The organism is Methylobacterium sp. NEAU K (assembly GCF_030700285.1).
GTDB lineage: Bacteria > Pseudomonadota > Alphaproteobacteria > Rhizobiales > Beijerinckiaceae > Methylobacterium.
In genome coordinates this window covers 170416-191554 of sequence record NZ_JAUYZJ010000003.1, presented here as the reverse complement: position 1 = coordinate 191554, position 21139 = coordinate 170416, and the positions used below count along the sequence as shown (strand labels likewise).

General features: G+C 70.3%; 22 protein-coding genes and 1 tRNA gene. 13 read left to right on the top strand and 10 right to left on the bottom strand.

From position 1 onward, the window contains the following. Nucleotides 1-67 precede the first annotated feature (67 nt). Complete coding sequence (locus Q8W67_RS04135; RefSeq protein ID WP_305541112.1) at nt 68-604, bottom strand: Hsp20/alpha crystallin family protein; 537 nt, start codon at nt 602-604, stop codon at nt 68-70. 234 nt (nt 605-838) lie between these two features. Here Q8W67_RS04135 and Q8W67_RS04130 point away from each other — a divergent pair, with 234 nt between their 5' ends. After that, on the top strand, nt 839-1039 hold the full coding sequence (locus tag Q8W67_RS04130) for a hypothetical protein (RefSeq protein ID WP_305541109.1): 201 nt from the start codon (nt 839-841) through the stop codon (nt 1037-1039). Nucleotides 1040-1345: 306 nt separating this feature from the next. On the opposite strand, the gene Q8W67_RS04125 is transcribed toward Q8W67_RS04130, so the two are convergent. The 3 genes from Q8W67_RS04125 to Q8W67_RS04115 form a co-directional block, all read right to left on the bottom strand. Beyond that, nucleotides 1346-1420, bottom strand: a tRNA-Thr gene (locus tag Q8W67_RS04125). 179 nt (nt 1421-1599) lie between these two features. Next, nucleotides 1600-2742: a 3-dehydroquinate synthase gene (gene aroB / locus Q8W67_RS04120; protein WP_305541107.1), complete on the bottom strand. Its 1143-nt coding sequence runs from the start codon at nt 2740-2742 to the stop codon at nt 1600-1602. Nucleotides 2743-2754: 12 nt separating this feature from the next. Further along, the gene (locus tag Q8W67_RS04115) at nt 2755-3360 is read right to left on the bottom strand and encodes a shikimate kinase (protein ID WP_305541104.1); all 606 of its coding nucleotides are present in this window, start codon (nt 3358-3360) and stop codon (nt 2755-2757) included. Nucleotides 3361-3617: 257 nt separating this feature from the next. Here Q8W67_RS04115 and Q8W67_RS04110 point away from each other — a divergent pair, with 257 nt between their 5' ends. From Q8W67_RS04110 to Q8W67_RS04100, 3 genes are all read left to right on the top strand, one after another. Then, on the top strand, nt 3618-3770 hold the full coding sequence (locus tag Q8W67_RS04110) for a histidine kinase (protein ID WP_305541102.1): 153 nt from the start codon (nt 3618-3620) through the stop codon (nt 3768-3770). Then, nucleotides 3767-4711 (top strand): site-specific tyrosine recombinase XerD, encoded by a 945-nt coding sequence (locus Q8W67_RS04105; RefSeq protein ID WP_305541099.1) that lies wholly within the window; start codon nt 3767-3769, stop codon nt 4709-4711. The genes Q8W67_RS04110 and Q8W67_RS04105 overlap by 4 nt, the downstream gene beginning before the upstream one ends. Before the next feature lie 128 nt (nt 4712-4839). After that, nucleotides 4840-5355 carry a MarR family winged helix-turn-helix transcriptional regulator gene (locus tag Q8W67_RS04100; RefSeq protein ID WP_305541097.1) on the top strand — a complete coding sequence of 172 codons (516 nt, stop codon included), beginning with the start codon at nt 4840-4842 and terminating at the stop codon, nt 5353-5355. Between the two features lie 129 nt (nt 5356-5484). Here Q8W67_RS04100 and Q8W67_RS04095 read toward each other — a convergent pair whose 3' ends face one another. Both Q8W67_RS04095 and Q8W67_RS04090 read right to left on the bottom strand, forming a co-directional pair. Continuing rightward, on the bottom strand, nt 5485-5850 hold the full coding sequence (locus Q8W67_RS04095) for a cytochrome c family protein (protein WP_305541095.1): 366 nt from the start codon (nt 5848-5850) through the stop codon (nt 5485-5487). Nucleotides 5851-6165: 315 nt separating this feature from the next. Beyond that, a complete protein-coding gene (locus Q8W67_RS04090) occupies nt 6166-7182 on the bottom strand; it encodes an NAD-dependent epimerase (RefSeq protein ID WP_305541285.1) in 1017 nt (338 codons plus the stop codon). A 521-nt stretch (nt 7183-7703) separates the two neighbouring features. Between Q8W67_RS04090 and Q8W67_RS04085 the strand changes: the two genes are divergently transcribed. The 6 genes from Q8W67_RS04085 to xseA all read left to right on the top strand — a co-directional run bounded on the left by Q8W67_RS04085 (nt 7704) and on the right by xseA (nt 13375). Further along, nucleotides 7704-7967: a hypothetical protein gene (locus Q8W67_RS04085; protein WP_305541093.1), complete on the top strand. Its 264-nt coding sequence runs from the start codon at nt 7704-7706 to the stop codon at nt 7965-7967. A gap of 116 nt (nt 7968-8083) precedes the next feature. Beyond that, nucleotides 8084-8341: a hypothetical protein gene (locus Q8W67_RS04080; RefSeq protein ID WP_305541091.1), complete on the top strand. Its 258-nt coding sequence runs from the start codon at nt 8084-8086 to the stop codon at nt 8339-8341. 65 nt (nt 8342-8406) lie between these two features. Continuing rightward, complete coding sequence (locus Q8W67_RS04075; protein WP_305541088.1) at nt 8407-8613, top strand: Rmf/CrpP family protein; 207 nt, start codon at nt 8407-8409, stop codon at nt 8611-8613. Then, nucleotides 8613-9932, top strand: a complete 1320-nt coding sequence (locus Q8W67_RS04070; protein WP_305541085.1) for an MFS transporter — start codon at nt 8613-8615, stop codon at nt 9930-9932. The genes Q8W67_RS04075 and Q8W67_RS04070 overlap by 1 nt, the downstream gene beginning before the upstream one ends. Before the next feature lie 183 nt (nt 9933-10115). Then, nucleotides 10116-11588 carry an MDR family MFS transporter gene (locus tag Q8W67_RS04065; protein WP_305541082.1) on the top strand — a complete coding sequence of 491 codons (1473 nt, stop codon included), beginning with the start codon at nt 10116-10118 and terminating at the stop codon, nt 11586-11588. A 92-nt stretch (nt 11589-11680) separates the two neighbouring features. Beyond that, complete coding sequence (gene xseA, locus Q8W67_RS04060; protein ID WP_305541079.1) at nt 11681-13375, top strand: exodeoxyribonuclease VII large subunit; 1695 nt, start codon at nt 11681-11683, stop codon at nt 13373-13375. 16 nt (nt 13376-13391) lie between these two features. Here the strand turns inward: xseA and Q8W67_RS04055 are convergent, their stop codons facing one another. Beyond that, on the bottom strand, nt 13392-14147 hold the full coding sequence (locus Q8W67_RS04055; protein ID WP_305541077.1) for a GNAT family N-acetyltransferase: 756 nt from the start codon (nt 14145-14147) through the stop codon (nt 13392-13394). A 124-nt stretch (nt 14148-14271) separates the two neighbouring features. On the opposite strand from Q8W67_RS04055, the gene Q8W67_RS04050 reads away from it, so the two are divergent. Next, nucleotides 14272-15696, top strand: coding sequence for an alpha/beta hydrolase (locus Q8W67_RS04050; RefSeq protein ID WP_305541074.1), 1425 nt, complete (start codon nt 14272-14274; stop codon nt 15694-15696). After that, nucleotides 15693-17249 (top strand): GMC family oxidoreductase, encoded by a 1557-nt coding sequence (locus Q8W67_RS04045; RefSeq protein ID WP_305541071.1) that lies wholly within the window; start codon nt 15693-15695, stop codon nt 17247-17249. Before Q8W67_RS04050 ends, Q8W67_RS04045 begins: the two co-directional genes overlap by 4 nt. A gap of 395 nt (nt 17250-17644) precedes the next feature. Here Q8W67_RS04045 and Q8W67_RS04040 read toward each other — a convergent pair whose 3' ends face one another. After that, nucleotides 17645-18358: a GNAT family N-acetyltransferase gene (locus Q8W67_RS04040; RefSeq protein WP_305541068.1), complete on the bottom strand. Its 714-nt coding sequence runs from the start codon at nt 18356-18358 to the stop codon at nt 17645-17647. Next, nucleotides 18355-18981 carry an FMN-binding negative transcriptional regulator gene (locus tag Q8W67_RS04035; RefSeq protein ID WP_305541065.1) on the bottom strand — a complete coding sequence of 209 codons (627 nt, stop codon included), beginning with the start codon at nt 18979-18981 and terminating at the stop codon, nt 18355-18357. The genes Q8W67_RS04040 and Q8W67_RS04035 overlap by 4 nt, the downstream gene beginning before the upstream one ends. A 97-nt stretch (nt 18982-19078) precedes the next feature. Here Q8W67_RS04035 and Q8W67_RS04030 point away from each other — a divergent pair, with 97 nt between their 5' ends. Then, entirely contained in the window at nt 19079-20560 is a 1482-nt protein-coding gene (locus tag Q8W67_RS04030; protein ID WP_305541062.1) for a PLP-dependent aminotransferase family protein, read from the top strand. 197 nt (nt 20561-20757) lie between these two features. On the opposite strand, the gene Q8W67_RS04025 is transcribed toward Q8W67_RS04030, so the two are convergent. Beyond that, nucleotides 20758-21063 (bottom strand): hypothetical protein, encoded by a 306-nt coding sequence (locus Q8W67_RS04025; protein ID WP_305541060.1) that lies wholly within the window; start codon nt 21061-21063, stop codon nt 20758-20760. Nucleotides 21064-21139: the final 76 nt, after the last annotated feature.

The window sequence follows — 21139 nt, the reverse complement described above, 5'->3', positions numbered from 1 at the left end:
CAGCGAGCATGTCGAATCAAAGAAAGACCCGCAGCAGTTTCGGGTCGCAACATGATCGGGAGCCGCGCTAGGCGGCCTTGATCTCAACCGTCTTCTCGGCCTTCGCGTCGGTCGTCTTGGGCAGCGTCACCGTCAGGACGCCATTCTTGAGGACCGCCTCGATCTTGTCCGCATTCGCCCCGGGCGGAATACGAAAGGACCGTTCGAAGGAGCCGAAGCGGCGCTCGGAAAGGTAGTATCCTTCCTTCTTTTCTTCTTTTTCCTCCTTCTTCTCACCCCGGATCGTCAGCATCCCGTCCGAAACCTTCACCTGGATGTTCTTGTCGTCCATCCCCGGAAGCTCGGCCGTGATCTCGTAGCACGCGGCTTTACTGACGATGTCCGCGACTGGCGCGATATGCCACATCGCGGTGCTGCTCATGATTGGCTCGATGTCGCCGCCGGAGAAGCCGAGGGGTATCCGCCTCAAAGTGCGCCCGAGGTCATCGATGAAGAGATCGACGTCCCGGCGTAAAGTCTCGAACGGTCGCCATTCTGTCGGGGCAATCGAGCGGTTCGCGGCCTTCTCGCCCTTGGCCGCCAGTTCCGTGCCGGATTCAGCCATTTGGAACTCCCTAGTTTTGAGGATTTGATACCAGTATGCAGGCTGCGGGACCGCACATTGATTTACCTCAATGACCGAATGGGCGCGTTGCCAGGATTGTGGCTCGGTTGATGGTTCAGGCAATGAACGTCATTCGCGCAGCGTGATCTTGGCCTTCGCGCTGTGCGGGTCTTGGGAACAGTATTTGGCCGTACCGGCCATGATCAGCATCTGACCCGCTGCGGGAGAAGCCACATGCCGATCGATATCCTGACGCGCGAACTCGACGAAGCTCTACGGCAGCCAACCGAATCCGGTCGCCAAGAGGCGATCGTGCACGTACTCGCACGCGCGATCCGTCAGGTGGCTGCGCTCCAAAACCGCGTTGCCGAGCTCGAGCAGAGAGCGACGGTTTCGGAAGAAGGCGTCGTCCCAACGAGGATGCGAAGTGCATAAAAGTCTTACGTGAAGGACAGGATATAGAAATTGCTCGAATAGATCCGGCTGAAGCTTGATCTGATCGAGATCGAAGATGCCGCTCGGGCGTAATCCGGTCGCCTGCCTTATCGAGCGGTCGGAACCGGGGGGCTTCATGGATTGCGTCGGTAGCGCTGCCAGGCTCTGCAGTGTCTGGAGGCTCGATCAGCCCCTCGGACCTCCGTCAGGTCGGCGCGGATCCTGATCCCATCCGCCGGCCCGGAGAACCGTCCGGGTATGCAAGCGAACCCGCGTTCCCGGCGGGCCGCTTGATAACGGTATCGGTGGTGCCGGAGGAGGGATTTGAACCCCCGACCTTCGCTTTACGAAAGCGCTGCTCTACCACTGAGCTACACCGGCGACCGGCAAGGCCGGCGGACCGGCCTCGACCTCCTGTCCCGGGCGTCCATGCGGACGGTCCGAGCCAGTACTCCGAGACGGGAGCCGCCTCGGCACGTCCGGACCTCGACGGTCTGGGCGTGGCAGGCTCTTAGCCGCCCGACCCGCGCAAGGCAAGGCCGACGGCGCGTCGGATGCGATCAGGACCGCGCGGCGGCGAGTTCGTCCTGAAGGAAGGCCCGCACCTCCGCACGGTCCACGCCCGGCGCGATGAAGCTCCGGCCGATCCCGCGGGCGAGGATGAAGGTCAGCGCCCCGTCGCGGATCTTTTTGTCCTGGGCCATTGCGTCGAGGATGGCCTCGGCATCGCCGCAGCCGCCCGGCACCGCCTGCAGGCGTGTCGGCAGGCCCGCCAGCGCAAGGTGGTTGGCGACCCGTCCGGCCTCCTGCCCGGCGCAGAGCCCCAGGCGCGCAGAGAACCGGAAGGCGAGCGCGAGTCCGATCGCGACCCCCTCCCCGTGTACCAGCCGGGCGGACTCGTAGCCGGTCAGCCGTTCCAGGGCATGGCCGAAGGTGTGGCCGAGGTTCAGGAGCGCCCGCTCGCCGTCCTCCCGCTCGTCGCGTGTGACGACCGCGGCCTTGGCGCGGCAGCAGGACGCCACCGCCTCCTCGCGCTGCGGGCCGCCGCAGAAGATCCCGCGCCAGTTCGCCTCGCACCAGTCGAAGAAGCCGGGATCGGCGATCAGCCCGTACTTGGCGACTTCGGCGTAGCCGGCGCGCATCTCGCGCTCGGACAATGTGTCGAGGGCGGCGGTGTCGGCCAGCACGAGGCGGGGCTGGTGAAACGCTCCGATCAGGTTCTTGCCCAGCGGCGCATTGATCCCGGTCTTGCCGCCCACGGAGGAATCGACCTGCGCGAGCAGGCTGGTCGGCACCTGTACGAAGCGCACGCCCCGCCGCAGGGTCGCGGCGGCGAAACCAGCCAGATCCCCGACCACGCCACCGCCGAGCGCGACCACGAGGTCACCGCGCTCGACCTTCAGCGCCAGCAGGCCGTCGCAGACCTGCGCGTAGCCAACATAGGATTTCGAGCCCTCCCCCGGCGCCACCGTCACCACGCCCGAAGCCAAGCCGGCGCTCTCCAGGCTGTCTCGCAGGCGCTCGCCGTAGAGCGCCCCGACATTCCCGTCGGTGACGATCGCCGCCCGCCGGGCGCCGAGGGCAGCCACGTGTGCGCCGGCCGCCTCGATCAGGCCGCGCCCGATCAGGATGTCGTAGGCCCGGCCCGCGTCGAGCGGCACGCGGACTGTCAAGGGACCCGGATTGGTCGAGGGCTCGGTCACGGATAAGCTCGCTCAGGTCTCAATGCGCGGCGATGAGGCTCGGGCCCCGCCGCCGAGGTGGGCGTCCAACGCCTCCAGCACATCCTGGACGACGCGGTCGTGCGAGACCTCCCGGGAGATCACAACCACGTCGGCCGCCGCGTAGACCGGGTGACGCACCGCCATCAGGTCGCGCATCGTCGCTTCGGGATCCGCGGTCAAGAGCAGGGGCCGGTTGCCGCGCTTGCGCACCCGCCGCATCAGCACGTCGAGATCTGCCTTGAGCCAGACCGAGACGGCGGACTCCGCGATCCGCGCGCGGGTGGCCTCGCGCAGGTAGGCGCCGCCGCCGGTCGCCAGCACCAGGGGGCCAGCGCGCAGCAGGCGTGAGATCACGCGCTCCTCGCCGTCCCGGAAGCTCGGCTCGCCGTAGATGGCAAAGATGTCGGGGATCGTCAGGCCGGCCGCCGCCTCGATCTCGTTGTCGGCGTCCTTGAAGATCAGCCCAAGCCGGCTCGCCAGACGACGGCCGACCGTGCTCTTGCCCGCCCCCATGAGGCCGACGAGCACGATCGAGCGCGGACCCAGCGCCCGGCGCAGGCGTGCCTCGATCGGTTCACCAGCCTCCTCCTCGCTCATCGACGGCAGCATCGCATGGTTGTGGCGTCTCCGGCCCCTCGTCGCCGCCCCGCAAGCGCCTCGACGGGGGGCTCCTCATCCTGAGCCAGGCACTTAGCGCGTTTTGAGCGGGCAGCGAAACGCATCGCTGTGTCCTTCCCGGCCTTGTCAGCGCCTTGATCGCGTGATGGAAACCGGGGACATGCGGCGGCTCGGAGGAGGCCTCCGCGCGTTTCCCTCCCCGCCGATTGCGCCCGTCTGCCCGAGGTTCGACCGACGTGCCGACCCTGTTTCGTTTCTTTGCAACCCTCGCGGTCCTGGCGGGTCTCGCCTTCGCGGTGATGTTCGCGCTAGCGAACTTCGTCGTGCCGACCCCACGGGAGATGAGCGTGACCATCCCGGCCTCGAAGTTGCAACCGGGCAACCGTTGAGCGCGGCCGGGGATGATGGCGGCACGGCACCCCCTCCCTTCCCGGAGGTCGCAGCCTATCTCGACATGCTGGCCGCCGAGCGTGGTGCCGGCGCCAACACGCTGACGGCCTACCGGCGCGACCTCGAGGACTACCTCGCCTACCTGGCTCGCGAAGGCATTGCCCTGGAGGAGGCCGAGACGCGCAGCCTCAGGGCCTTCGTCGCCGATCTGGAGACGCGCGGGCTCAAGGCCTCGTCGGCGGCGCGGCGCCTGTCCTGTGTCCGCGGCTTCCACAAGTTTCTCTACGCCGAGGGTTACGCCGAGGCCGATCCAAGCCTCGCGGTCTCCGGACCCCGCCGCGGCCGAACGTTGCCGAAAGTCCTCTCGATCGCCGAAGTCGACGGCCTCCTCGCCGCCGCCCAGGCGGCGGCCGCGCCCGACCGGGAGCCGGGGCCGGCGCGCCGCGGCCGCCGAATGGTCTGCCTACTGGAACTCCTTTACGCCACGGGGTTGCGCGTCTCGGAACTCGTGGCCTTGCCGCGCACCGCCGGCGCTACCCGTGAGCGATATTTGATCGTCAAGGGGAAGGGCGGCCGCGAGCGCCTCGTCCCGCTGACCGAGGCGGCGCGCGCCGCGATGGCCAACCACCTCGCCTCGGTTCCGGAGGAATCCCCGTGGCTGTTTCCCGCCGACAGCGAAAGCGGGCATCTCACCCGGCAGGCTTTCGCCCGCGATCTCAAGGCCGTGGCCGTGGCGGCCGGATTGCGGCCCGATCGCGTGAGCCCGCACGTCCTGCGCCACGCCTTCGCCAGCCATCTGCTGCAGAACGGGGCGGATCTGCGCATCGTGCAGGAGCTGCTCGGCCATGCCGACATCTCGACAACGCAGATCTACACGCATGTCCTCGGTGAGCGTCTGAAGGCGATGGTACGCGATCTGCACCCGCTGATGGACGGCTGAACGCCAACCGCGCGGAAAGCCGGCTCACTTCAGGGCCGTGAGAATTGTACCGGTTTCGCGAACTGACTAAGAGTGACCTTTCGGCATACCGGTACGATAGCTCGCATTTACCAGAGAGAGTTCAACCTATGTCAGGCCCGACTGCTTCGCAGAGCGGCGCTGCGCCGAACCAGGCGGGTCTCGCGACCGTCGACACGTCATCGCAGCAGGATCGGCAACGCCTCGACAACCAGCTGTGCTTCGCGGTCTACGCCGCAGCGCACGCCTTCGGTCGCGCCTACCGCAACCTCCTCGGCCGCCACGAACTCACCTACCCGCAATATCTCGTCCTGCTCGTCCTGTGGGAGGAGGACGGCTTGTCGGTGAAGGAGATCGGCAACCGCCTGTTCCTCGATTCCGGAACGCTGACGCCGCTCCTCAAGCGCCTCGAGGCCTCGGGCCGCGTGCGGCGCGCCCGCGACCGGGTCGACGAGCGGCAGGTCAGCATCTTTCTCACGCCGGCCGGCCAAAAACTGCGCGACGTTCTCGCCTGCATTCCAGACGAGGCCGGGGAACTGACCGGCCTCGATGTGCAAGGGCGGCAGAACCTGCTGAACGACCTGATCACCCTGCGGCTCGGCCTCCAGGGCGGCCTTCTCCCCTAGGGCGCTCGCCGACGGACCGGCGTTCCGTTCGGCGCGATCCTGCCGCTGCGATCGCGCTCTCCAAAGGCAGAAGGCATCCGCGCGGCCGCGCGGATGCCCTCGGGTCTCGTTGCGCCGCTCGTCTGTGCGTCAGGACTGCGTCTTGAGGTAGGCGATTACGTCGTTGATCTTCTTGTCGTCGGGGTACCCCTGGAAGATCATCTTGGTGCCGGGAACCTTCGCCTTCGGGTTCTTCAGCCATTCATGGAGATTGGCCTCGTCCCAGGTGATGCCCGAATTCTTCATCGCGGCCGAGTAGCTGTAGCCCTCGTAGGTGCCGGCCTTGCGACCGACGACGCCCTTCAGGTCGGGGCCCACGCCGTTTTTCTGAAAGTTGTGGCACGCTTTGCAGGGCGCGAACGCCTTCTCGCCGGCGGCCGCATCACCGGCCTCCTGGGCCTGCGCCGAGAGCGGGATCAGGGCGGCGAGGACGGCGCCGAGAACGAGTGAACGCATGGATTTCCTCCTTATGGCCGCTGTCGCGGCAGCGGTTAGGGCAGAGCTTGCTCGCCTGGAACAGCTCTAAATGATTACACGCACGCGGTGCAACGGCCTAGCCGTATGAAGCTGTCGTCCCGGTGAATGGGCAGCACGGCCACACCCGACCGCCGGAGCCTCAACACCGTGCATCGGCCTTCATCGCCTGCGGCGGATCGAAGCTGGAGGATGGACGCCGCGCGGGGTGAGGATGGTCGCGATATCGTGCAGGTCCGCACCAATTCGCTGGTGCGACCAAGTTGCCCGCTCGCCGCTCGCCGGGGCCCACGCCACTCAGACGCCGTGGTAGCTCCGGTACCAATCCACGAAGCGCCCGATGCCGAGCTTCAGCGGTGTCGCCGGCCGGAAGCCGGTGTCGCGGACGAGGTCGTCGATGTCGGCGAAGGTGGCCGGCACGTCGCCCGGCTGCATCGGCAGCATGATCGTCTCCGCCTTCCGCCCCAGCGCCTCCTCGAGAAGCGCGATCATCTCCATCAGCTCCACCGGCTCGTTGTTGCCGATGTTGTAGACCCGATAGGGCGCCGCGCTGGTGCAGGGATCGGGCGCGCCACCGCTCCAGGCGGGGTTCGGCGCGGCCGGCCGTCCAGCCAAGGCGACGATCCCCTCGACGATGTCGTCGATGTAGGTGAAGTCCCGGCGCATCCGCCCCTCGTTGAAGACGCGGATCGGCTCGCCGGCCAGGATGGCGCGCGTGAACAGGTACATCGCCATGTCCGGGCGTCCCCAAGGCCCGTAGACGGTGAAGAAGCGCAGGCCCGTGGTCGGCAGGCCGTAGAGGTGGCTGTAGCTGTGCGCCATCAGCTCGTTGGCCTTCTTGGTGGCGGCGTAGAGGCTCAGCGGATGGTCGACGTTCTGGTGCACGGAGAACGGCATTGCGGTGACGCCGCCGTAGACCGAACTCGATGACGCGTAGAGCAGATGCTCGACGCCGCCGTCGCGGCAGGCTTCGAGGATGTTGAGGAAGCCGACGAGATTACTCGAAGCGTAGGCGTGCGGATCGGTCAGTGAATGACGAACGCCGGCCTGGGCGGCGAGATGCACCACCGTCCGGAAGCCGTGGCGGCGGAACAGCGCGTCGATCCCGGCACGGTCCGCGAGATCGAGACGCTCGAAGCTGTGGCCCTCGAAGGGGGCGAGTCGCTGGAGCCGCGCCTCCTTGAGCGTGACGTCGTAATAGGTGTTGACGTTGTCGAGACCGACGACCCGCCGGCCGGCCTGGAGGAAGCGCAACGCGAGCGCATTGCCGATGAAGCCGGCGACGCCCGTGATCAGGACAGGGGGCAGGGACATGATCGAACGCGGGCGGGCGGGCTGTGCCGCCGGGTCGACGATCTGTAGCACGGGCCTGCATCGTCACAAATCGGACGGTCAAAGATGCCGAAGCCTCCGATACCCCGCTGAAGAGGCTTGCCGCCCGGTATCGACAGATTTTAATCTGTATCTGCCGTGAAGACGCACGATCGACCGCTCCCGAAAAGCCTGACGCGCTACCTCTCCGCGCCGCCACCACGCCCGGCCCGAGATAGCCCGGTGCGGCGCATCCCGGAACCAGCCGCGCGGGGTTCCGCGCACCAGGCCCTGGAGGCCGCGATCGTGCGCGGATGCGTGTACGCTACGGCAGCCCTTGTCTGGCTCGTGCTGCTCGGACTGTTTTTCCATCACCTCGCGCGGTGAGCGCAGGCCTCTGTGGATATCGGTCAGCGCTAGGCCTGAAGGTGTCGTCGACCGGTACTTCGACGGCCAAGTCCGGTATTGGGGCGTCCGATAACGAGCATGAGCGCTCCGGACGGTCTGCGCGCGAGGATGGGACGATGGCTCTGACGGGGCGCTTCTGGTTCCGGAGATCTTGGACCGGCCGGCTAGTTCTTCTGGTCGAGGAGGAACGCCCGCGCTGGTTCGGCCGCGGTACCGGTAAGCCGCGTTGGCGCAACGCCAGGCTGCTGGATTTTGCCGAACCGGAGTTGCGGCCGCTGATGACGATGGAGAAGCATCAGCGAACGGCGGCCGCCCCCGCCACCGTGCGGAACCTCCGGCCCGTACCCTCGACCCCGCCGGCGAGATTCGCGAACGGCTGAGCCCTTTCGCCGATCGATCCGCCCCCGCGGAGCACCCGGGTGCTGATCGGAGCCGGCGCGATCCCCACCTGGGGGTAGCTTCCTTCGGGGGGCGTTCAGGACCGGGGACGGGGGCCATGGCGCGTTATTTCTTCCACACGCATATCGGCGGGGACGTGATCACCGATCCGACCGGCGTCGAACTCCTCGACCCGGATCAGGCCTGGGAGAAGGCCCGCGACACGATCCGCGCCGCCCTGCAGGATCCGCGGGACCAAGCCCGTCTCATGACCGCGTGCCTGGTGGTCACCGACGCGGAGGGCGAGGTCGTCCTAGAATTCCCGTTCAGCGAGGCCGTGACCCTGCTGCCGGACGAGGATCCAACGCTACACTGAGCGCGGCGGCACGCGCCCCGCGCCCTACATCGCGGCGGACGCGACACACGAGGAGCTGCGCCAGGATGGACTCGCCCCCGAACGATCTCGACGCATGCGCGCTCGGCCGAGCCGCGCCCTGGAAGGGCCTCGCCCGCGAGGCCTGCCCCTACGCCGAGGGGACTGAGGCGCGCACGCTCTGGCTCGCCGGCTACGACGATGCCGGATCCGACGGGGTCGAGCCCGTGACGGGGGGCATCGCCAAGCATCCGGCCGGGGAGCCGGTCCGCTGATGGATGCCAGGCCCGAGGCGCTCGCCGGCGCGCCGCAGCACCCGATCCTCGACCGCAAGGCGGTCGGCGCCGTGGTGTTGGGCAACGCCCTCGAGTTCTACGATTTCACCGTCTATGCCTTCTTCGCGAAGCCGATCGGCGAGGCGTTCTTCCCGGCCTCCGATCCGACCCACAGCCTGCTCGCCTCGCTGGCACTGTTCGGGATCGGCTACGTCATGCGGCCGATCGGCGGCGTCCTGATCGGCGCCTTTGCGGACCGGGCCGGGCGCAAGCCGGCGATGCTGATCACGATCGCGCTGATGGCGCTCGGCATGCTGATGCTGGCGGCCTGCCCGCCCTACGCGGCCATCGGCATCTGGGCGCAGGTGATCGTCATCGTCGGACGATTGGTGCAGGGCCTCGCCCTCGGCGGCGAGGTCGGCCCGTCGACCGCCTATCTCTTGGAGGCGGCGCCGCCGGCCAAGCGCGGATTCGTGACCAGCTGGCAGATCGCCAGCCAGGGCTGCGCGGCCCTGTTCGCCGGCATCTTCGCGACGATCCTGGCGCTGGTCATGGGCGACCGGGCGATGGCGGACTGGGGCTGGCGCATCATGTTCGCGCTGGGCCTGTGCGTCGTGCCGGTCGGACTCGTGATCCGCAGCCACCTGCCCGAGACGGCGGGCGCCGAGGAGGATCCCGACGCGGCGTCCTCGACCCTGGCGGTGGTCGGGCGGCTGCTGCGTGAGCACGGCCGCCTGCTCGGGCTGACCTTCCTGGTCATCGCCGCCTCGACCGTGTCGAACGCGGTCGGTACCAACATGCCGGTCTATGCCGGCGCCACGCTCGGCCTGAGCGAGACCGCCGCCACCGCGGTGCCGATCGCCCTCGGCCTCGCTTCGGTGATCTTCCCCCTGCTCGGCGGCTGGCTCGCCGACCGGGTCGGCCGGCGCCCTGTGATGATCTGGCCGCGGGCGCTGATCCTGTTGCTGGCGGTGCCGGCCTTCGCCTGGGTGGTGCGCTCGCCCAGCGCGGCGAGCGTCTACGCGGTGACGTTCCTGCTCTCGGCCCTGTCCTCCATCAACGCCGCCGCGGTGATCGTCGGGATCCCGGAGGCGCTGCCGCGGGCTGTACGCAGCGCCGGCCTGTCGATCGTCTACGCGGTGTCGGTCTCGGTGTTCGGCGGCAGCACAAACTACGTGGTCAACTGGCTGATCGCCGTCACCGGCGACCGGCTTGCGCCGGCCTACTACCTGGCCGCCTTCAGCCTCGTCGGGACCGTCGCCGCCCTGCTGCTGCCCGAGACGCGCGGCCGTGACCTCGACGCAGAGAGCGAGGCGTAGCCGCAAACCGGCTGCCCTCCTCGGGCCGCGCGTGCATCGGAAGCATCACTGGGTCCGGCGCATGTGCCCTCCGCAGGGCGGGAATGGACTCGATGTGCGCTCCCGCACGGCGCGGATGCCGGCCGGTTCGTCGCCGCATCATCGGCGCTAGGTCGGCGCGCGCGCGAGGCCTAGACCGCGCTCATGCCGACTCCCTCCGAGACACGCCGCCCGCTGGTCCTTGCCGCGGTGATGGCGGCGATGTTCATGATCGCGATCGAGGCCACGATCGTGTCGACCGCGATGCCGCAGATTGCCGGTCAGCTCGGAGACCTCCACCTCTACGCCTGGGTGTTCGCCTCCTTCCTGCTGACCCAGACCGCCACCACGGTGGTGTTCGGGAAGCTGTCCGACCTCTACGGACGGCGGCCGGTGCTGTTGTTCGGCATCGCGGTCTTTCTGGTCGGCTCGCTGCTGTGCGGGCTGGCTTGGTCGATGCCGTCCCTGATCCTGTTCCGCCTCGTGCAGGGCGTCGGTGCTGGGGCGATCCAGCCGGTGAGCCTCACGGTGATCGGCGATCTCTATCCGGCTCGCGAGCGCGGCCGGATCCAGGGTTATCTCGCCAGCGTCTGGGGCATCTCGTCGGTGGCCGGGCCGCTGGTCGGCGGCCTGATCATCGGCCACCTGAGCTGGCCGTGGATCTTCTGGATCAACCTGCCGGTCGGCCTCGTGGCCGCCGGACTCTTCCTGGCCAATCTGCGGGAGAGCGTCGAGCGCAGCAGCCGCCCGATCGACGCCCTCGGCGCGGCCCTGTTCACTGCCGCCATCGCGGCGCTGATGATGGCGCTCACCGAGGCCGGTACCTCGGCGTCGGCCGCGCTGTGGCCGGCCCTGGGCTTCGCGGTGGCCGCCACCCTGTTCGTGCTGCAGGAGCGCCGCGCCGCTGACCCGATGCTCGATGTCCGCCTCTGGATGCAGCGCCCGATCGCCACCGCCAACACCGCGACGCTGCTCTCGGGCATGACGGTGATCGGGCTCACCGCGTTCCTGCCGATGTATGTGCAGGGCGTCCTGCGGCAATCGCCCCTGGTGGCCGGACTGACCCTGACGCTGATGGTTCTCGGCTGGCCGATCGGCGCTACCACGGCGGCGCGCACCTTCGTGCGCTTCGGCCTGCGCCCGACGCTGCTGGTCGGTGCGACCCTGCTGCCGCTCGGGGCGACCGCCTTCGTGTTCCTCGGCTCCGAGACGTCGCCCGCGGTGGCCGCCTGCGGCTCGATCGTGATGGGGCTCGGCATGGGGTTCCTGTCGACCGCGGCCATCGTGATCATCCAGGACAGCGTCGCCTGGGCGCAGCGCGGCGCGGCGACCGCCTCCAACATCTTCTCGCGCAACCTCGGTTCGACGCTCGGGGCCACGGTGCTCGGCGCCGTTCTGAACTACCGGCTCGCGCATCCGGAGAGCGGGCCGGTGGTCGGCTCCGATCAGCTCCGGCGCCTGCTCGACGACCCGGGCAGTCTCGGCGCCGGCGGCGACGCGGTCCGGGCCGGGCTCCAGCACGCCCTCCACGGCACGTTCTGGACGGTCTTCGCGGTCGCGGTGCTGACGCTGCTCCTGTCGCTGCTCGTCCCGCGGGTGGCGATCTCGGACGGCCCGCGCGAACTGGCGGTGGAATAGAAGCACGCCCCGCGGGCTCGCACAGGGGCGGCTGCGGAACAGATCCGGAAAGCCGGTTTCCCCTTTCCCACCTCATGCTCTAGCCTCCGCCCATGCCACTTGTGCCGCCACCGCGCCCCGCAGCCTCGCCCGCGGCGGATACCCCGCCGACCAGCGTTCTCACCGCCAACCAGCCCGAATGGACGGTGGGTGAGCTGGCGGGTGCGCTGAAGCGCACCCTGGAGGACGCGTTCGGGCACGTACGCCTGCGCGGCGAGATCTCGGGCTATCGCGGGCCGCACGGCTCGGGCCACGCCTATTTCTCCCTGAAGGACGGGCAGGCGCGGATCGACGCAGTGGTCTGGAAGGGCGTATTCGGGCGCCTGCGCCAGAAGCCCCAGGAGGGGCTGGAAGTGGTCGCCACCGGCCGCATCACCACCTTCGCGGGAAAATCCTCGTACCAGATCGTGGTCGAGAGCTTGGAGCCGGCCGGCCTCGGCGCCTGGATGGCCCTGCTTGAGGAGCGCAAGAAGCTTCTCGCGGCCGAAGGGCTGTTCGCCCCGGACCGCAAGAAGGCGATTCCCTATCTGCCGGGGGTCGTCGGCGTCGTCACCTCGCCCACCGGCGCGGTGATCCGCGACATCCTTCACCGGCTGGAGGACCGTTTCCCACGCCCCGTTCTGGTCTGGCCGGTGCGGGTCCAAGGCGACGGCGCGGCCGAGGAGGTCGCAGCGGCGATCCGCGGGTTCAACGCCCTGGGCCCCGATAGCGCCATCCCGCGCCCCGACGTGCTGATCGTCGCGCGCGGCGGCGGCTCGATCGAGGACCTGTGGGCCTTCAACGAGGAATGCGTGGTCCGCGCCGCGGCCGAGAGCGCGATCCCGCTGATCTCGGCGGTCGGGCACGAGACCGACACCACGCTGATCGACTTCGTCTCCGACCGCCGGGCACCGACGCCCACGGGCGCCGCCGAGATGGCCGTCCCGGTCCGCGCGGACCTGATCGCCACGGTCGCGGACCTGTCGGCCCGAGCGGTCGGGGCGATCGGTCGTCGGATCGACCGCGACCGCTCCGACCTGCGGGCACTCGGCCGCGCGTTCCCGAGCGCCGAGGCCCTGCTGGCGGCCAAGCGCCAGCGGCTCGACCTCGCCGAGGCACGGCTCGCCCCGGCGCTGGCGGCCGGCGCCAGCCGGCATCGCGCCCGGCTGCAGCTCCTTCTCGACCAAATGGCCCGGCGCTCGCCGGACGTGGTCCTCGCCAACGCCCGGGCACGGCTCGGGCGGATCGACCATCGGCCGCTCACCGCGTTGCGCAACGACGTGCAGCGGAAGGGTGAGGCCATGGCCCAGCTCGGCCGCCGCCTCGTCGTCGCCCGGGACGCGAGCCTGGAGCGGGCGCGGGCGCTCCAGGCTCGCCGGGCCGACCGTCTCGTTGCCCTCTCCGACCGCCTCGTCCAGGCCGGCGCACGGAGCGTCGAGCGCCGCCGCGACAGGCTGGCGGGCCTCGCGCAGCTGCTGGGCTCGCTCAGCTACCGCGCCGTGCTGGAACGCGGCTACGTGCTGGTGCGCGACGCCGCCGGCCTGCCGGTGCGCCACGCCGCCGAGGCGGCGGCCGCGACTCGTCTCAGCCTGCAATTCGCCGACGGGACGGTGAGCGCGGTGCCGGACGGGACGACCGATCCTTCCCTGTCCGCCAAGCCGGGCCGCCGCGCCGCGCGGGCACAGCCGACGTCTGCCCCCGCGGCCGGGAAGCGGACGCCTGCGAACATCGCCACGCCAGCCCGGCAGGGCTCGCTGTTCGATGCCTGAGGCATCGCACGGGCTTTCACGCCGTCTCGCGCGCGATGCGGTAGTGGTACCGGTAGAGTTCGCGATCGAATCCTGAAGCCCGGTACAGCGCCCGCGCCGGCGCGTTTGCCGCCGCCACCTGCAGGCAGGCTGCCCGCGCGCCCAGCGCCTGGCCCCAGTGCAGCAGCGCACCGACGGCGCGCCGGGCGTGACCTCGGCCGCCCAGGGGCTCGGGCGTCGCCACCGACTCGATCACCAGCAGCTCGCGGTCGAGCACGCCGAACGCGATCGCGCCGATCCCGCCTTCCGTCGCCGCCGCCGCGAAGGCCCGCGGCAGGACCAGCATCTCCGTCGTGTTGCGAAACGCCTGCGCGGCGGCCGGGTCGGCCCGGTTCACCGCGTCCCGCAGCGCCAGCCAGTCGGCGTCGGGCGTCTGGGCGAGCGCCACGGAGCGATCCGGCTGTTCGGGCAGGCCGTCGAGGCCGCGGTAGAGGGTGCAGGTCTCGTCGACGATGGCGAAGTCGCGCTGCTCCAGGAGCGGATCCATCTGCGGCGCGATCGCCGGCACCCGGAAGATGGCACGACGCCCGAGTGCGCCGTAGATCGTACCCGCCGCTTCGATGGCCGGCTCGGGGGCGCCGCTTCCGCGCAGCGGGTTCACGGAGTTCTGCCGCTTCGAGGGGCCGCCGGCGGCGCGCAGCAGGTAGCCTTGGACGAGGAGCTCGCGCGGGCTCGGCCAGGCGTTGAGACACGCCTCGTCTACCCGCCAGGCAAGATCGGTCTCCGACGTCATGGCTCTCTCCGGCGCCGTGATCCCATGCCGGCCGCGCACGCGCCATCCCGTCCGGGCCTGAGCGTCAGCGCCATGCGGCGTCGCGTACGCTTGAAGCGGTCCAGGTCCGCGCGATGTCCCGGCGATGGCCAAGCCTGAAGTCCTTTTCTGCCTCCATTTCCTTGGCGGCAGCGCCCGCAGCTGGCAGCGTCTCGCCTACGCCCTCGGCAATGCTCCGACCTGCGTGCCCGTCGATCTCCCCGGCTTCGGCAACGCGGCCGGCAGCATGGGCTTCTCCGTCGACGCCATGGCCGACCACGTGGCGGCGGCGATCCGGTCCCGGGCACCCGCGCGGTTCGGCATCGCCGGCCACAGCATGGGCGCGAAGGTCGCGCTGGCCCTGGCGCGCCGGTCCGAGGACGGCGAGCCGGGGCTCGAAGGGCTCACCGACCTGATCCTGGTCTCCGGCTCGCCGCCGAGTCCCGAGCCGATCCCCGAGGATCGCCGCGCCCGGATGATCGCCTGGGTCGACGCCGATCCGGAGACCCGCTTTCGCGAGGCCCGGGCGTTCGTGCGCGACAATGTCGGCGCCGGCCTCGATCCGGAAGCCGAGACGCGCGCGACCGCTGACGTGCTGCAGGCCTCGCCGCAAGCCTGGAAGGCCTGGCTCGGATCCGGCGCCCGCGAGGACCTGTGCCGCCGGGTCGGAATCCTGCACACGCCCGCCCTGATCCTGGCGGGCTCCGAGGATGCCGACCTCGGCCCGGACGCGCAGCGGGCTCTGACAGCGCCGCATCTCGCCCGCCACCGCCTGGTCACCGTGGACGGCGTCGGCCATCTTCTGCCTCTGGAGCGTCCCGAAACCTTGGCCGACCTGCTCGTCGCCTATCTCGGTGACCGGTCGCTTCCGGAAGCCGCTCCGGCGCCCGCGGTGCCGCCCGCCTATGCGGCTCTGATCGCCTCGAATCGGGTCAACGGCCGCCTGCGCACAGCGCTCGGCGCGCGCGCCGCAGCGGACGATCCCTTCTACCGGCCGGAGGCCCTCGATCCGGTCGAGCTCGCGATCCTGCGCGCCGTCTTCGCCCGTGTCCTGCCGGTACCGGGCCTCGACCTCGCCGCCCGGCTCGACCGGCGCCTCGGCAGCGGGGGCGGCGACGGCTGGCGCTTCTCGGCGCTTCCGCCGGACCCCGAGGCCTATCGCGCCGGTCTGCGCACCCTCGACGCGGCCGCCCGCGCCGCGCACGGCAGACCCTTCCTCGTCCTCGAAGGACTGCACCAGGACGCGCTGCTCACCCTCGCCCAGAAGGGCGAGCTGACGGTGCCCGGGTCCGTCGGCGGCCAGCTGGATGGCGACCGGATGCGGTTCTGGTTCGAGGACCTGCGCGCCGACGCGGCCCGGCTCTGGCTCGCCCATCCCGCGTCCCTGGCCCGGATCGGCTTCTCGGGCATCGGCGCCGGCGGCGACCGGCCGGGGGCGATCGCGGATGGACTGCCGGGCTTCCATCAGGTCGGGCTCGACGCGCCGGAGCCCTGGGAACCGCGGGCCGCACACGAGGAGGCGGTGCGATGAACCTCGACGGGATGCGGGCCTATCGCGAGGACGAGACCGTCGACGCGGTCATCGTCGGCACCGGGGCGGGCGGCGCGCCGCTCCTCGCGCGCCTCGCGGCGGCCGGCCTCAAGGTGGTTGCCCTCGAGGCGGGACCGAACTTTACCCCGGAACGCTTCGCCTTCGACGAGTCGTTGGCCGACGAGATTTACTGGACCGAGGAGCGCCTGAGCGGTGGCTCGACCCCGGAGGCGTTCGGGGCGAACAACAGCGGCACCGGCGTCGGTGGCTCGACGCTGCACTGGGGCGCCTTCGTGCCCCGGGCCGATGCACGCGACCTGCGGCTCCATACGGAGACCGGCGAGGGCTGCGACTGGCCGCTGACCTATGAGGAACTCGCCCCGTTCTACGAGAGGGTGGAGCGCTTCATCGGCGTCTCCGGCCCGCAGAGCTATCCCTGGGATCCCGGCCGCCGCTATCCCCTCCCCCCCGTACCGCGCAACGGGCCGGCCCAGATCATGGCCGGGGCCTGCGACACGCTCGGCATCCGCTGGGCGGATGCGCCCGCGGCGGTGGTTTCGCAGGATTTCGAATCCGAGGCCGGGCCCCGGCGCAACGCCTGCATCAATTGTGGCTATTGCCACCAGGGTTGCCGCAACGGCGCCAAGGCGAGCATGGACGTGACCTACCTGCCGCTGGCGGTGGCCCACGGGGCCGAGATCCGGCCGGGAGCTTTCGTCCATGGTCTGGAGCGCGGCGCCGACGGCCGGGTCAAGGCGGTCGTCTACACGCAGGACGGGCAGGAGCGGCGTCAGCGCAGCGGCGCCGTGTTCCTCTGCGCCGGCGCCGTCGAGACGCCGCGGCTGCTGCTGCATCTCGGGCTCGCCAATTCGAGCGGTCAGGTCGGCCGCAACTACATGGGCCACGTCGCCACGCAGGTCTGGGGTACCTTCGCCAGCGAGGTGCGGATGAACCGCGGCTACCCTTCGTCGCTGATCACAGAGGATTTCATCCGCGCCGGCGCGGATTTCGCGGGCGGCTACCTCATCCAGAGCCTCGGCGTGGTGCCGCTGACCTTCGGGAACGCGGTGGTGCGCGGACGCGGCCTGTGGGGGAAGCCGCTGCTCGATTACCTCGACCGCTACAATCATCTGGCCGGCATCGGCATCAACGGAGAGACGCTGCCCTGCGACGCCAACGTGCTCACGCTCTCCGATGAGACCGACGCGCACGGGATGCGCAAGGCGTATGTGAGCTTCGGCTACGGCACCAACGAGGAGCGCCTCAACGCCCATGCCACGAAGGTGATGCGCGACCTGTGGCAGGCGGCCGGCGCCGAGGACATCTGGGTGCTGGAGCGCGTCGCCCACACCATCGGCACCTGCCGGATGGGGCGCGACGGGTCGAGCGCCGTCGTCGACCCCTATGGCCGCAGCTTCGACATCGATAACCTGTGGGTGTGCGACGGCTCGACGTTCCCGAGTTCTCTCGCCGCGAACCCGGCCTTGACCATCATGGCACTGAGTCTGCGCACCGCGGAGGCATTCTTGGCTGCCAGTATCCCCGGATCGTAGACGGCCGTTCCAACAAACCTTGCGGCAACCCGGATTCGGTCTTCGCGCGGTGATCGATTTGGCACCGGTATTGGCCGTACCCCGTGATTCCGCGGCGCCACGGCGAGCCCGAAAGCCAGATGCGCCGGCGGTGCGATACGGTTCCGGTTGGATAGCTCGGCCGATCGGCCCGCGCCGTCATCGCGAGCGGGGCTCGCAAAGACGGTGACAGGCGCTGCGAATCCTTCAAACGGCGACCGCGCAAGGTCCCGATCCGTATGCGTTTCGGGATCCCGGGCGCCGTTTCGCGTCGCGGGACGACATAGTGGGTGATCCGGCGGCAACCGCAATGTCAAACGCTCGCCAGGATTGGGTTTCCCTGAAGGATATCACGGCGTGGCTGCGGGGCCCGAAAATCATCCCGCCTCGGCGCGCAGTTCAGCCAGCCCGCGCCGCTGCCGGCCGTCCCCGTCGAAATTTCCGGGGTCGAGCCACGCCGCGAAACCGGCCCGCACCCGTGGCCATTCCGCGTCGGTGATCGAGAACCACGCGGTGTCGCGCGAGCGACCCTTCACCACCACGGCGTTGCGGAAGATGCCCTCGAAGGTGAAGCCGTAGCGCAGAGCCGCCGCCCGCGACGGCGCGTTGAGACTGTCGCACTTCCACTCGTAGCGGCGATAGCCCAGCTCGAAAACGCGGGCCATCATCAGCGCCATCGCCTCCGTGGCGGCGGGGACGCGCTGCAGCCGGGGCCCGAAATGGAGGTGGCCGACTTCGATCACGCCGTTGCCCGGATCGATCCGCAGGTAGGATGCGATCCCGAGAGCCGTTCCGCTCACGCGGTCGAGGATCGCGTGGAACAGCGGGTCCCGGCTCGCCGCCATCGTCTCGATGCGCGCCCGGTAAGCCGTCTCGCTCTCGGGCAACTCGTCTCCCAGATAGGTCCAGCCGCGTCGGTCCGGCGCCGCGCCATAGGTCGCGAACAGATCCGAGGTGTGGGCATCAGGATCCAGCGGAGCGACCCGGCAGGTCCGGCCCTCCATGGGGGTTCGTGGCGGAAGCGGACGCGGCGTCCAGTCCGGCAGGGCCGGGCCGATCGGCTGGCCGAAGGCGTTGAGGCGCGCGCTCACGATCCACTCCGCTCGGTCACCATCGCGGCGAGAACCGTCTCGCCTTCCGCCTGCATCCCCGCGATGACGCCGGCGCGGTCGGCCTCCGGCCTGTTCTGGCTCATCTTCCACTTCCCCTCGATGCGGGTGATCGGGATCTCGATTCCGACGATCGCCCGGAGCTGTGCCGCCACGAAGGGCTCGGGCGCGTCCTCCACCGCCCAGGGGTCGGCGCGCGGCGTTTCGCGTAGGGCGGTGAGGTCGGCGATCTGGCGCCGGAGCCAGTTCGCGTCCTCGATCACGCTCGGCCGCCCCCAGGCGTGGACGGTGGCGTAGTTCCAGGTCGGTACCACGCGCCCGTGCTCGCGCTTGCTCGCGTACCAACCGGGCGTGACGTAGCCCTGTGGACCCTGGAACACGATCAGGCATTCCCCGGCGGCCGCGAGGTCGTGCCATTGCGGGTTCGCGCGGGCGAGATGGGCGCGCAGGGTTCCGTGCGCGCCGGCCTCCTCCAGCAGGAACGGGATCGGGTTGGCGGTGAGGCCGCCGGCGCCGCCGGTGATCAGCAGGCCGAGCGGATGGGCCCGGATCAGTGCGTGCTGCGCCGCGCGCGAATCCTCTCGAAAATGCGGCGGCTGGTACATGAACCCTGTCCCTTGGTCGTTGCGTCAAAGCCATGCTTGACCGGCTGGTGGACCAGGAGAAAGGTCCAGTTTCCGAAATCCGACTGGACCGCTTGCCATGGCCCAGGCCCCGCTGCCGCTGCCCGTCAGCCTCGATCCCGCATCGCCGACGCCGCTGCACGCCCAGCTCCGCGAGAGCCTGCGGGCCGCGATCCTCGACCGGCGCCTGCCGCGGGGGGCGCGGCTTCCGGCGTCCCGCCTGATGGCGGCCGATCTCGGCTGCGCCCGCGGGACGGTGGTGCTCGCCCTGGAGCAACTCATCGCGGAGGGCTATCTGACGGCGCGGCCCGGCTCGGCTACGCGGGTCGCCGTGACCCTTCCGGATGATACGCTCCCGCGGTCGCGGCCGGCGGCGCCGTCGGCCGCGACCGCGGCACCGAGCCTGTCGCGCCGGGGCGCGCGCCTCGCCGCGGTGCCGGGCCGCCGGTACATGGCGGGGCCCGGCGTGCCCGACGCCTTCGCGCTCGGGCGGCCGGCGCTCGATGCGTTCCCCTACGCGGTCTGGGCGCGCCTGCTTCAGGCCGAGTGGCGCCACGGGCCGGCCGAGCGGTCCGACCCGCGCGGTTCGCCGGCGCTGCGGCGCGCCGTCGCCGCCTATCTGGCGCAAGGTCGGGGCGTGGCCTGCGAGGCCGACGACGTGATCGTCACGGCGGGGATCCGCCAGAGCCTGCGCCTGCTGGCCGAATTGCTGCTCGATCCCGGCGAGACGGCCCTGGTCGAGGAGCCGGGCTTTCCCGGGATCGCCCAGGCCCTGGCGAGCGCCGGCCTTCGGCCCGTTCCGGTCCCGGTCGGTCCCGGCGGCCTCTCGGCGTCCCGAGCCGCATCCCTGGCGCCGGGGGCGCGACTCGCCGTAGTGACGCCGGCCCACCATTATCCGCTGGGCCACGCCATGAGTCTGGAGAACCGGCTCGACCTCCTGGCCTGGGCGGAAGCGGCTTCCGGCTGGATCGTCGAGGACGATTACGACGGTGCCTACCGATATGCCGGGCGTCCGTTCGCGCCCCTGCGCGCCCTCGATCGCGGCGGGCGGGTGATCTACGTCGGCAGCTTCTCGAAGCTGCTGCTGCCTGCACTCGGCCTCAGCTACCTCGTGCTGCCGCGGGGTCTCGTCGCGCCGGTGAACCAGGCGCTCGCCGAGACCGGCCCGGCACCCTCGGGGATCGGCCAATGGGCGCTGGCCCGCTTCATCGAGGACGGGCACCTCGCCGGCCACCTGCGCCGGACCCGGCGCCTCTACGGTCTTCGCCAGGAGGCCCTGGTCGAGGCCGCGCGCCACCACGCCGCGGACGTGATCGCGGTCGCCCCGATGGAGGGCGGGATGCACCTCATCGCCCGGCCCCGAGCGGCTTGGCCGCGCGCACTCGGCGATGCCGAAGCCGCGGCGGAACTCGGCCGGGCCGGGATCTCCGCGGTCGCGCTCTCGGCCTACCATGTCGGCAAGCCGGAGCCTGGGCTGCTGCTCGGCTACGCCGCTGTGCCTGAGCGGGCGATCGAGCCGGCGGTGCGGCGCATGGGCGAGATCTTGCGATCGGCTCGGTGATACGGCGTCATCGCGAGCGCAGCGAAGTCACCCCGGGACACGTCACGCAGAGGGATCGCGTGAGTCACGGTGTAATTTCGCTGCGCTCGCTACGACGGTGAAAGTCTCCGCGGGCCTTCGACCGGAGACCGCGTGAGGCCTACCGCGTCGACCTCGAAGGACGGCGTGGGTGGGGAACAAGTCCACCTCCCATGTGGTCACTCGCCCCGCGGCGTCAGCGTCACGGTCACGGAGCCGCGGCCGACCCGCAGCTCCAGGCTCCGCAGGGCTTTCGGCCGCACCGTCGCGCCGCTCGCCTGGGCGATGCGCTGCACCCGATCCCCGTCGAGGCGCAGACTGAATGCGCCGTCGCCGGTGAGTCGTAGCAGCGGCGTCTGCCGGAAGGACTTCAACGGCACCGGCGTCCAGGCCGACCCGACCTCGATCCGCGTCGGCGCCGGAACGACGTCGCGGCGGGCCAGTGCCAGAACGGCCAGGCCGGCGATGACCGCGAGGGCCAGCACGACCTGACGGAACCGGCGTATCCCGCTCCGACGCGCAGCCGTGCGGATCGGCAGAAGGGGAGCCGCTGGCGGCGCT